The following is a 9712-nucleotide window of genomic DNA, read 5'->3' as shown; positions in this document are numbered from 1 at the left end:
GGCGAAGGCGGTGGCGACGAGGTAGTCGGTCATCGGAGGTATCCGAGGTGGTGGGCGAGGCTTTCGAGGAGGTCGCGGGCCTGGGCGCGGGTGAGGGGGACGGCGAGGTGGTCGCCGGGGGCGGCGTTGATGTCGAGGTCGGCGGGGAAGCGGAGCTGGAGGTCGGCGTCGGGGACGGACTCGACGGTGAGGTAGGGGACGGTGGTGCGCTCGATGTGCGGGCGCGGGATGGGGATCAGGTCTCCCATCGCGGGTCGGTCCTTTCGCGGAGGAGGCGGAGGAGGTTGAGGAGGGTGGCGACGGGGGCGTTGCCGAAGTCGATCAGGATGCGGCCGTCCACGGTGCCGGGGAGGGTGGCGGCGGAGCCCCAGCGGATGCCGAACGGGCGGCCGGCTTCGTGGAGTTCGGCAAGCAGGGCGGTGACCTCGGCGTCGGTGTAGGTGCGGATGACGGGGTCGTCCGGCGCGATCGGTTCCGGGCTCACGCGGCGGCGTCCAGCTCGAACCAGACGCGCTTGCCCGACTTGCGGGGGTCGGCGCCGAAGCGGTGGGTGAGGGAGCGGACGAGGTGGAGGCCGCGTCCGGAGAGCTCGTAGGGGTCGGCGGAGCTGCGGGGTTCGGGGAGGGTGGGGCTGTCGTCGGCGACGGAGACACGGACGGTGCGGGTGGGGAGGAGGACGACCACGACGGTCGGGGCCTGGCAGCCCGCGTGGCGCCAGGCGTTGACGTACAGCTCGTGGAGGGCGAGTTCGGCGTCGCGGATCAGGTCGTCCGGCCAGCAGGCGAGGGCGAGCACGTCCCGCAGCTCCTCGCGGGCGGCGGACCAGTCGGGCGGGTTGAAGGCACGCATGGGGAACCTCCGAGTGAGGTCGTGCGAGTGGGGAGGGTGAGCGTCGGCGGATGCGTCACCGTGAGCCAGGCCCAGCCATGGCTGCTCTGCGGTGCGAGAGGGCAGCAGACGCCTGCCGCCCGTACGAACAAGCGTTACTGACGACCCGTCGGATCGCTGTGACATTGACGATAGCGCAGGACAGTATCTAATTTTCCACTCTCGCTGGACTTTCACTCTAGGGTGGTAGCGGCGGCCAGAACCCCCCTCTCCAGTGGACCGCCAGCTGACCAGCGCGGCACACTGGGCCCGACCGTCCGGGAAGGAAGCCATGCCTCCACGTTCGACTCCAACGCTCCGTCAACGCCGTCTCGGAACCGAGCTGCGGCGGATGCGGGAGCAAGCGGGCCTTGGAGGCTCTCAACTCGGCCGCATCGTTGGGATGAGCCCTGCGCAGGTCACTCAGATGGAGTCAGGTCGGATCGGGATCAGCGTCGACCGCCTCCACACCATTGCTGCTGCCTGCAACTGCGCCAATCGCCCACTGATCGAAGCGTTGGCCGAGGTCATCGGAGAGCGGTCCAAGGGCTGGTGGGAGACCTACAAAGAGGTCCTGACCACAGACTTTCTCGAAGTAGCCGAGGTTGAGAGCCACGCACGAGCAATCTCGATCTGCACAACGACGTATATTCCTGGGCTTCTTCAGACCGGAACCTACGCCTCGGCCGTTTTTACGCGTGTCTACCCTCCACTATCCCGGGCAGACATAGATGTCAGGACGGCCTTCCGCGTTCAGAGGCAGCAGGTCGTTCGTTCCGGCAAGACGCCACTCACCACGTTCATCCACGAGGCGGCGCTACGCATGCAGTTCGGCGGTCCCAAAGTGCTCGCTGAGCAACTGGGCGCACTGGTCGACGACTCCGCTCAGTCTGGAATCTCGGTCCGGGTCGTACCATTCGCCGTCGACACTTTTCCTGGCGCTGGCGAGAACCTCACGTTCGCAGAGGGCCCAGTCCCCGAGCTCGACACCGTGCAGATGGACGTCTCCCAAGGAACTCTCTTCTTTGACTCCCCAGCGGATCTGGCCAAGCAGCGAGCCATCTTCAACCGGACGGAGACCTCGGCGCTCTCCGAAGACGGATCACGGGACTTCATCCGATCCATCAAGAAGGAAGTCGAGGGTAGGTATGCATGACCGGGATTGGCAGAAGTCCACCTTTAGCGGTGCACACGACGAGTGTGTCGAGATCCGCGCCGTCGATGGGGCGGTAGAGCTGCGGGAGTCCGATGACCCCGGCGTCATAGTCCACACTGACTCCATCACCTTCGCGAACCTCCTCCAAGCCATCAAAGCCGGCGAACTCGACCACCACGCCTGACCACAGGCGGCGGATCTGTAGCGTCGATACCCAGATCGCGGAGGCCCCATGAGCACCCATGCTTGGCAGAAGTCGAGTTACAGCGCAGCGAACAACGAGTGCGTCGAAGTACGTCTCACGGACGGGCTGATCGAGCTCCGCGAGTCCGACGACGGAGACGTCATCCTCCGCACCACCCCGACCGCATTCACCGGTCTCCTCCACGCCATCAAGGCCGGCGAACTCGACCACCACGCCTGACCTCCGAACGATCCGGAGCACGAAAGCCCCGCCCCGCCGAGCTGGGTGCTCGGCGGGGCGGGGCTTTTGCGATACCAGGACGTTCCCTCCGGATCGCCACTCGGCCCGAACGAGGAATCCCCCTCCCCCGGAGCCCGGCCCGACAGGTGGCCCGGTCCCCGGAAAGGCCGCCGCGTCGTCCTCCGGTCCCGCACCGGGGCGAACGCCCGGACCACCGGCAGCCTCGACGCACCCGGCTTCACGGGCCGGCAGCCCCGACCGCCACCACATCGCCCCCCGAGTCAGGCAACTGACGGACAGTCAGCCTAGCAAGCCTGATGCGCTGCGGTCCCCCGATCGCTACCATCCCTGTCGACACAGCTATCAGCGTGTGGCCGAGACGTACTGGGGGGGCCAGGGGTCATGTCCGAACTGCTCGCCGACATCACTGCGATTGCTCCGTATTTCACCGTCGCTGCAACCACCTTCGGGACACACCTGACACAGGAAGCCGCCCAACGCGTAGCCGGGGGAACCCTGGACGCGGGCCAGGGATTCTTCCGCCGGCTCTTCGGACGCCACTCCGACGAGGTGGCCGAAGCCCTCGACCGTCACCACCTGCCCGAGGAACAGGTGGACACCCTGCTCAGCGGCCTCGGTGATGCCGAGCGCCTCCGTCTCGCCCAGGCACTGTCCTCGTGGCTCGGCAGCGCGACGACGAGCGGCCTCTCCGCGGAACGGCTGGTGGACCTCGTCCGAACGGCGCCCGCCGGGCCCGTCACGAACACCTCGACCGGCGACCGGACGATCGTCGGCGGCAGCTTCGGCGACAACAACACCTTCAACTTCGGTGACACCCGATGACGGAACCCCCGGCCGCGAACGGGCCGCCATCCGTCACCTCGACCGGCGACCGCACGATCGTCGGCAGCACCATCGGCGCGGGCAGCATCTTCAACTTCGGCAACGGGCGGAACGGCGACTCGCTGCCGGTCGTGGTCCTGCTGCCGCTCCTGGCAGCGGTCGCCGCCGCCGTCTACGCCGTCCTGTCCTGGCCGGGAGGTCCGCAGCACCAGTACCTCTGGTTCTACCTCGCCCTCTCCGCCGCGTTCGTCGTGGCCGTCCTGTGCGTCATCGGCGGGGCGGCCGCGAAGGGCCCGAAGGGGGCGGCGCCGACCGCGGCGCCGAGCAAGCCGTCCACGGCCGGCCTGCTGCTCCTGTCCTCCGCGCTGGTCCTCGCGCTCCTCGGTCTGGCCGGACTGGAGGACGTCCGGCGCAACGGCGAGATCACCGTGGAGATCTCCGTCCGGGGCGGCCAGCCCCTGGCCGGCGCCGTCGCCGGGACGCGCACGCTGGTGGTGCCCGCCTCGACGGCCGACAACGTCCGGGACCACCTCCGCCTCGCGCTGACGGTCTCGGACGACAACCCGACGTCCCCCACCTGTGTCCACAAGACGACGGCGACCCTGACGCCGACCACGCCGGGAGTCACCCCGACGACCAAGCGGGTGCCCGCGCAAGCCGTCGTCGAGTTCGACCTCGGCGGGAGCCGCGGCGAGGTGACCATCGACGTCACCGTGCGCACCGGGCCCGGCTGCAGCATGCAGGTGGCGGCACGCGGAACGCTCTTCAACGACTGACGACGATCCTGGGGGAAGCACGTGACGGGTAAGCGTCGGGACGTACCGGCGATCCGGGCTGCCGCCGTGGCCGCCCTCCTCGCCCTCACCGGCTGCGGGGGCGAGGCGAAGAAGCCCCTGCTCGGCGAGGGGAAGCAAGTACGGGTCGGGGTGAAGAGCGACCAGCCGGGGACCGGCCTCGAACTGCACTCCGGCGAGTTCGTCGGGCTGGACGTCACCGTGGCCAGGGAACTCCTGGAACGGGTCAACGGGGGGACGCCGTTCTTCGACGGCGTCCTGTCCAAGAACCGCGCCCCCTTCCTGCGGAACGAGACCTTCGCCCTCGTGGTGGCCACCTACTCGATCACCGAGCAGCGCATGCGGCCGTTCAAGGAGAACGGCGAGGGGGAGGGTCTCGACTTCGTGGGCCCGTACGCCTCCGGCCAGCAGGGCGTCCTCGTGCGGGCGGACGACCGCGACCGGTTCCGGAGCACCGGCGACCTCGACGGCAAGCTGGTGTGCGTCTGGCGGAGCACGACGTCCGCGTCGGAACTGAACAAGCCCTCCTACAGCAAGGTGCGGCTGAGCGAGCAGGAGGACGCGGGGACCTGCGTCAAGGAGCTCAAGGAGGGGAGGGTGGACGCGGTCTCCACCGACCAGCTGATCCTCTACGGCTTCATGGAGGCGGAACCCACGCTCGCGGTCGTGCCGGAGATCGCGTTCGGGGCGGCCAACGACTACGGCGTCGCCCTCGCGAAGGGCCACCGCAAGGACTGCGAGATCCTGCGGGAGGCCATGAAGAAGTACGCGGTGAGCAACGAGTGGGACCGCGACTTCCAGAACAACCTGCCCAAGGTGCCGTTGGACACGCGCAACGAGGCCAGGCCCACGGCGTCCGAGATCGACGCCCTGTCCTGCCGCGACGGCGTGGGCAACGCAGCCGTGAACTGACCGGGAACACCACCCCCGCTCCCCCGGAGTAGGAAGTCGGCCGGGCCGACTTCCTGCACCGGGGCAGCCCTCCCGACGCCCGCAACTCCATGTCCCCGGGCCCGGGGAACTGCCGGGCCGAGCCGTTCGAACGCGGCCGAGGAGGCCGATCCGGGCCCGGGCCGTTCCGCGTTCGCCGAGTGGTCGACCAATGGTCGGCAGCCGAGGCGTACTGTCGGCGCATGGCTATCGAGCACCTTGGAGACCGCCTGGCCAACTTCCGGAGGATGGCCGATCTCACACAGGAAGGTCTGGCCACGAAGGCCGGCATTTCCGTGGACGTGGTCCGAAAGCTGGAGCAACGGCGGAAGCAGTCAGCACGGCTGCCCACCCTGCACGCCCTCGCCAAGGGCCTCGACGTCGAGCTGACGGCGCTGCTGGGCGACCCACCGGCCGTCCCCTCGACCGGGGACATCGAACCACCGGAGCTCGTGGCCGTCCGCCGTGCGATCATGCCGCCGCTCTTCGCTCCACCGCCCACCCCGGACAGTGCTGACGATCTCTCACTTCCCATGCTCCGGGCCGAGATAGCCGACGCGTGGACGCTCTACCACGAGGCCGACTTCGGCCGCGTGATGAGCATGCTTCCCGAGATCATCGGCGATGCGCGTCTCGCTGCCGCCGTCGGCAAGGGGCAGGACCGGCCGGCAGCGCAGCATGCCCTGGGAAAGGCACTGCAACTAGGCGGCCACCTCGCCATTCGGCTGGGAAAGACCGATCTCGGACTGTCCAGCCTGGAAAGGGCGATGGCAGCGGCGGACGCCTCCGGGGACCCGCTGCTGCCAGCGATGGTGTGCAACTCCGTGGCCTGGGCGTATCAGCGGCAGAACCGGCTCGACGATGCCCGGTACCTGGCCGTGCACGCCGCCGACGAAGTGGAGCGGGGCCGCATCACCGACGCCGACGGGCTGCGCGTCTGGGGCGGCCTGCTGATGTCGGCGGCCACGAGTACCGCTCGGGGTGGGGACTTCGAAGGCGCTTCGGACATGATGCGCACCGCCGAGAAGGCAACGACCGGGCTCGCTCGCCTGCCCGCCACCTCGGACGGTCGCATGGTCAGCGTGTTCAGCCGTTCCTCGGTCCGTATCGAGCGCGTGCGGCTGGCTGTGCAGCACGCCCGTCCGGATGAGGCGCTGAGGGTGGCCCGAGGAATGAGACTGAGCGCGGCCGACACGGCACGGCACCAGCCATCCGACACCACCACATCGAGAGGAGCCCCAAGCATGGGCAAGCACGGCGGCGGCAAGGGCGACGGCAAGGGCGGCAAGCAGCAGGACGACAGCAACAAGGGCTCGGGGCACGGCGGCGGCGGGTCCGACGAGGGCGGCAACACCTCCGACGGCTCGTCCCCGGCGAGCGGCAAGTGACCGGCACAACGCACAGGGAGGCGAGCCCCCGTGGGCTCGCCTCCGCGCTGTTGGCCGGTGGCGCACTACCGCTCCAAGGCTGACTTCAGTCGAGATGGTCGGAGCGGGGACGCCGACTCCGGTGAATCTCTGATCGACGCCGACGGACTCGCGGTCGCGGCGTCTCGCTCGGTACGAGCGAGACGCCGCCACACCACCGGGTGGAGTGGGAAGTCGGCCGGGCCGACTTCCCACTCCACCGGCGGCGGCCCCGGGCCGGGTCCGGGGAGCGGTCACTTCCGCCAGAACAGGTGGTGCGTCACCCCGCTCGGGCTGGGGACGACGTCCAGGTGGAACCGGTCGAGCAGCTCGTCGGGGGACTCCCAGAGCCGCACCCCGGACCCGAGCGTCACCGGGGAGACCGCCACGTGCAGGGTGTCGACGAGGTCCGCGTCGAGGAACTGCCGGATGGTGGTGGCCCCGCCGCCGAGTCGGACGTCCTTGCCCCGGGCCGCCTCCCGGGCCTGTGCGAGGACGGCGGCCGGGTCGGCGTCGACGAAGTGGAACGTGGTGTCGGAGAGCGTGAACGAAGGCCGCGTGTGGTGGGTCATGACGAACACCGGGGTGCGGAACGGCGGCTCGTCGCCCCACCAGCCGCGCCACTCGTGGTCGCGCCAGGGCCCGCGCTGGGGCCCGAACTTGTTGCGGCCCATGATCTCGGCACCGATGTTGCGGGCGTAGTCCCGCGTGAGGTAGTCGTCGAGGCCCCGGCTGCCCCCGGGGTCGGTGCGCATCGGCCAGCTCGCCGTGGCACCGGCCCAGGCGAACAGCCGCCCGGGGTCGACGTGACCGAACGGCCGCTCGAAGGTCTGGTCCTCGCCGGCGCCGATCCCGTCGGCCGAGACGTTGAAGTTCTGGACTCTCAGTAGCTGGACCACGTGGTCCTCCTGTCGTCGTGACAACGGTGGTGCGACCCTCCGGACCGGGTCGTCACCGTGAGGTCGGAGCCGGTCGACGGATCTTGACCCGTATCGGCAGAATCACCTGATCCGCTGAACGCACCGCCGGAACGTCAAGGGCGGTCGGCCCGCAACGACCACCCGGTGACGGGGCCCGACCGGGCACCGCGACGGTAAGGAGCTGGACATGAAGTTCTTGCTGATCATGCACATCGACCCGGCCATCATGGAGGAACTGACCGACGCCGAGCGCCGGGAGATCATGGACGGCCACGGCGCCTTCATGACGACGATCCGCGAGTCCGGCGAGATGGTCGACACCGGGGCGCTGGCCGACCCGTCCCAGAGCTCGGTGGTCCGCGTCCGTGGCGGTGTGCCGGTCGTCACCGACGGCCCCTACCTGGAGGCCAAGGAGTTCCTGGGCGGCTACTACCTGGTCGACGTCGCGAGCCGGGACCGCGCGCTGGAGCTGGCCGCGATGATTCCGGACGCCCGGGTCAACGGCCTGGGCATCGAGGTCCGCCAGGTGGTCTTCTCCGGCGGCCCGACCGCGTGAGCGCCTCCCGCGCCACCGTCGAGGACCTGCTGCGTGCGCTCGCGCCGCAGGCCCTCGGCGCGCTGGTGCGCCGGTACGGGCAGTTCGACCTGAGCGAGGACGCCGTGCAGGAGGCGCTGATCGCCGCGGCGACGCGCTGGCCGGCCGAGGGCGTCCCGGACAACCCGCACGGCTGGCTGACCACGGTCGCCGGCCGCCGCCTCGTCGACCGGATCCGCAGCGAACAGGCCCGGCGCCGGCGCGAGGACTCGGTGGCCGCCCGGGAGCCGGACCGGACGGCGCCCGGCCCCGGCGAGGACACCCCGGCCGACCGGGACGACACGCTGACCCTGCTGTTCCTCTGCTGCCACCCGGCGCTGACTCCGGCCTCGCAGGTCGCGCTGACGCTGCGCGCGGTCGGCGGACTGACCACCGCGGAGATCGCCCGCGCCCACTTCGTGCCGGAACCGACCATGGCGGCCCGGATCAGCCGGGCCAAGCAGCGGATCAGGGCCACCGGCAGCGAGTTCACCATGCCGGTCGGGCAGGACCGGGCCGAGCGCCTGCGGGTCGTGCTGCACGTGCTGTACGTGATCTTCAACGAGGGCTACACCGCCGGCTCCGGCGACCGGCTGCGCCGCGACGACCTGGCCGCCGAGGCGATCCGGCTGACCCGGCTGCTGCACCGGCTGCTGCCGGACGACGGAGCCGTGGCCGGCCTGCTGGCCCTGATGCTGCTCACCGACGCCCGCCGGACCGCCCGCACCGGACCGGACGGCGAGCTGATCCCGCTCGACGAGCAGGACCGCTCGCGCTGGGACCGCGGCCGCATCGCCGAAGGCGTCGCGCTCGTCACCGACGCGATGACCCGCTCGGCCCTCGGCCCCTACCAGCTGCAGGCCGCCATCGCCGCGCTGCACGACGAGGCACCCAGCACCGACGAGACCGACTGGCGTCAGATCAACACGCTCTACAAGATCCTGGAACGGATCTCGCCGAACCCGATGGCCGGCCTGAACCGGGCGGTGGCGGTCGCCATGATCGACGGACCGGGGGCCGGCCTCGCCCTGCTGGACGAGCTGGCCGCGGACGACCGGATCACGGACCACCACCGGCTGCACGCCGTCCGCGCGCACCTGCTGGAGCGGGCCGGCGACCGTCCGGCAGCCCGGGAGCACTACCACCGCGCCGCCCTCGGCACCACCAGCCCGACCGAACGCCACTACCTGGAGACCCGCGCCGCCCGACTGGACCGGCCCGGGAGGACACCCTGAACGCCGCCGGCACTCGAACAAATCAGTCGCCGGGGTGGTGGGCGCGCGGGAGCATGACGGCATGCGCATCCTCGGCCTCGTCTTCGCGGGCACGTCCACGCCCCATCGCTCCCGGATGGCCGCCTTCCTCGGCGACACCCTGGGGCTGCCCCGTCTCCAGGTGGAGGGCGTCGAGGCCGACCTGTTCGCACTGCCCGACGGCTCGACCTTCGCCGTGGCCTCGCCCGGCGGGATGGGGGACACACCCCGGTCCGTCGGCTTCCTCGTGGACGATCTCGACGCCGCGGCGGCAGATCTGCGCGAAGCGGGCGTCGACGTGGGGCCGGTCGGCGAGAACGACCGTGAGCGCTACCTGCACTTCCGAGCGCCGGACCGTCAGCTCTACGAACTGACCGAACGCAAATCCGGCCCTGCGTGACCCGCAGGGCGGTCAGGTCGGTGCGATCCTCGGGCGCCGCCGGCGGACGGCTGCGCAGCCGGGGGCGAGGAGGACCCGGCGGACAAGCCGGTGGCAGCCGGCGGCGGTTGCCCGCTCCGGGCGCACCGGAGCAGGAAGCCGGACC

At 70.5% G+C, this 9712-nt stretch carries 14 protein-coding genes; 10 read left to right on the top strand and 4 right to left on the bottom strand.

Annotation, left to right across the window (positions count from 1 at the left end; all coding sequences use genetic code 11):
- Window positions 1-29 precede the first annotated feature (29 nt).
- From PUR56_RS16030 to PUR56_RS16020, 3 genes are read right to left on the bottom strand one after another with little or no spacing between them, the layout of a single operon-like run.
- Window positions 30-248: a hypothetical protein gene (locus PUR56_RS16030; RefSeq protein ID WP_329949425.1), complete on the bottom strand. Its 219-nt coding sequence runs from the start codon at window positions 246-248 to the stop codon at window positions 30-32.
- Window positions 236-484, bottom strand: a complete 249-nt coding sequence (locus tag PUR56_RS16025; RefSeq protein ID WP_329949424.1) for a hypothetical protein — start codon at window positions 482-484, stop codon at window positions 236-238. The genes PUR56_RS16030 and PUR56_RS16025 overlap by 13 nt, the downstream gene beginning before the upstream one ends.
- Window positions 481-849: an ATP-binding protein gene (locus tag PUR56_RS16020; protein WP_329949423.1), complete on the bottom strand. Its 369-nt coding sequence runs from the start codon at window positions 847-849 to the stop codon at window positions 481-483. Before PUR56_RS16020 ends, PUR56_RS16025 begins: the two co-directional genes overlap by 4 nt.
- Window positions 850-1159: 310 nt before the next feature.
- On the opposite strand from PUR56_RS16020, the gene PUR56_RS16015 reads away from it, so the two are divergent.
- The 7 genes from PUR56_RS16015 to PUR56_RS15985 all read left to right on the top strand — a co-directional run bounded on the left by PUR56_RS16015 (window position 1160) and on the right by PUR56_RS15985 (window position 6402).
- Window positions 1160-2023 carry a helix-turn-helix domain-containing protein gene (locus tag PUR56_RS16015; protein ID WP_329949422.1) on the top strand — a complete coding sequence of 288 codons (864 nt, stop codon included), beginning with the start codon at window positions 1160-1162 and terminating at the stop codon, window positions 2021-2023.
- Window positions 2016-2207, top strand: a complete 192-nt coding sequence (locus PUR56_RS16010; protein WP_329949421.1) for a DUF397 domain-containing protein — start codon at window positions 2016-2018, stop codon at window positions 2205-2207. The genes PUR56_RS16015 and PUR56_RS16010 overlap by 8 nt, the downstream gene beginning before the upstream one ends.
- Window positions 2208-2255: 48 nt before the next feature.
- Window positions 2256-2447 carry a DUF397 domain-containing protein gene (locus PUR56_RS16005; RefSeq protein WP_329882029.1) on the top strand — a complete coding sequence of 64 codons (192 nt, stop codon included), beginning with the start codon at window positions 2256-2258 and terminating at the stop codon, window positions 2445-2447.
- 402 nt (window positions 2448-2849) lie between these two features.
- Window positions 2850-3290, top strand: coding sequence for a hypothetical protein (locus PUR56_RS16000; RefSeq protein ID WP_329882028.1), 441 nt, complete (start codon window positions 2850-2852; stop codon window positions 3288-3290).
- Complete coding sequence (locus PUR56_RS15995) at window positions 3287-4066, top strand: hypothetical protein (RefSeq protein ID WP_329949420.1); 780 nt, start codon at window positions 3287-3289, stop codon at window positions 4064-4066. The genes PUR56_RS16000 and PUR56_RS15995 overlap by 4 nt, the downstream gene beginning before the upstream one ends.
- A gap of 21 nt (window positions 4067-4087) precedes the next feature.
- On the top strand, window positions 4088-4996 hold the full coding sequence (locus PUR56_RS15990) for a transporter substrate-binding domain-containing protein (protein ID WP_329949419.1): 909 nt from the start codon (window positions 4088-4090) through the stop codon (window positions 4994-4996).
- A 221-nt stretch (window positions 4997-5217) separates the two neighbouring features.
- On the top strand, window positions 5218-6402 hold the full coding sequence (locus tag PUR56_RS15985) for a helix-turn-helix domain-containing protein (protein ID WP_329949418.1): 1185 nt from the start codon (window positions 5218-5220) through the stop codon (window positions 6400-6402).
- A 272-nt stretch (window positions 6403-6674) separates the two neighbouring features.
- Here PUR56_RS15985 and PUR56_RS15980 read toward each other — a convergent pair whose 3' ends face one another.
- Window positions 6675-7319 carry a dihydrofolate reductase family protein gene (locus PUR56_RS15980; protein WP_329949417.1) on the bottom strand — a complete coding sequence of 215 codons (645 nt, stop codon included), beginning with the start codon at window positions 7317-7319 and terminating at the stop codon, window positions 6675-6677.
- A 208-nt stretch (window positions 7320-7527) separates the two neighbouring features.
- On the opposite strand from PUR56_RS15980, the gene PUR56_RS15975 reads away from it, so the two are divergent.
- From PUR56_RS15975 to PUR56_RS15965, 3 genes are all read left to right on the top strand, one after another.
- Window positions 7528-7896, top strand: a complete 369-nt coding sequence (locus PUR56_RS15975) for a YciI family protein (RefSeq protein ID WP_329882021.1) — start codon at window positions 7528-7530, stop codon at window positions 7894-7896.
- On the top strand, window positions 7893-9149 hold the full coding sequence (locus PUR56_RS15970) for an RNA polymerase sigma factor (protein ID WP_329949416.1): 1257 nt from the start codon (window positions 7893-7895) through the stop codon (window positions 9147-9149). Before PUR56_RS15975 ends, PUR56_RS15970 begins: the two co-directional genes overlap by 4 nt.
- A gap of 61 nt (window positions 9150-9210) precedes the next feature.
- Window positions 9211-9567 (top strand): hypothetical protein, encoded by a 357-nt coding sequence (locus PUR56_RS15965; protein WP_329949415.1) that lies wholly within the window; start codon window positions 9211-9213, stop codon window positions 9565-9567.
- The last annotated feature ends 145 nt before the right edge of the window (window positions 9568-9712 follow it).

It is taken from the genome of Streptomyces sp. BE303 (assembly GCF_036290945.1).
GTDB lineage: Bacteria > Actinomycetota > Actinomycetes > Streptomycetales > Streptomycetaceae > Kitasatospora.
The sequence above is the reverse complement of the archived record's forward strand: the minus strand, read 5'-3'. Positions and strand labels throughout refer to the sequence as shown.

What these genes read in the sequence shown, in the direction of transcription:
- PUR56_RS16000 (WP_329882028.1), top strand. Translation starts at nt 2,850, where the DNA reads ATGTCCGAACTGCTCGCCGACATCACTGCGATTGCTCCGTATTTCACC.
- PUR56_RS16030 (WP_329949425.1), bottom strand. Translation starts at nt 248, where the DNA reads ATGGGAGACCTGATCCCCATCCCGCGCCCGCACATCGAGCGCACCACC.
- PUR56_RS15965 (WP_329949415.1), top strand. Translation starts at nt 9,211, where the DNA reads ATGCGCATCCTCGGCCTCGTCTTCGCGGGCACGTCCACGCCCCATCGC.
- PUR56_RS16015 (WP_329949422.1), top strand. Translation starts at nt 1,160, where the DNA reads ATGCCTCCACGTTCGACTCCAACGCTCCGTCAACGCCGTCTCGGAACC.
- PUR56_RS16010 (WP_329949421.1), top strand. Translation starts at nt 2,016, where the DNA reads ATGCATGACCGGGATTGGCAGAAGTCCACCTTTAGCGGTGCACACGAC.
- PUR56_RS16005 (WP_329882029.1), top strand. Translation starts at nt 2,256, where the DNA reads ATGAGCACCCATGCTTGGCAGAAGTCGAGTTACAGCGCAGCGAACAAC.
- PUR56_RS15975 (WP_329882021.1), top strand. Translation starts at nt 7,528, where the DNA reads ATGAAGTTCTTGCTGATCATGCACATCGACCCGGCCATCATGGAGGAA.
- PUR56_RS15985 (WP_329949418.1), top strand. Translation starts at nt 5,218, where the DNA reads ATGGCTATCGAGCACCTTGGAGACCGCCTGGCCAACTTCCGGAGGATG.
- PUR56_RS16020 (WP_329949423.1), bottom strand. Translation starts at nt 849, where the DNA reads ATGCGTGCCTTCAACCCGCCCGACTGGTCCGCCGCCCGCGAGGAGCTG.
- PUR56_RS15995 (WP_329949420.1), top strand. Translation starts at nt 3,287, where the DNA reads ATGACGGAACCCCCGGCCGCGAACGGGCCGCCATCCGTCACCTCGACC.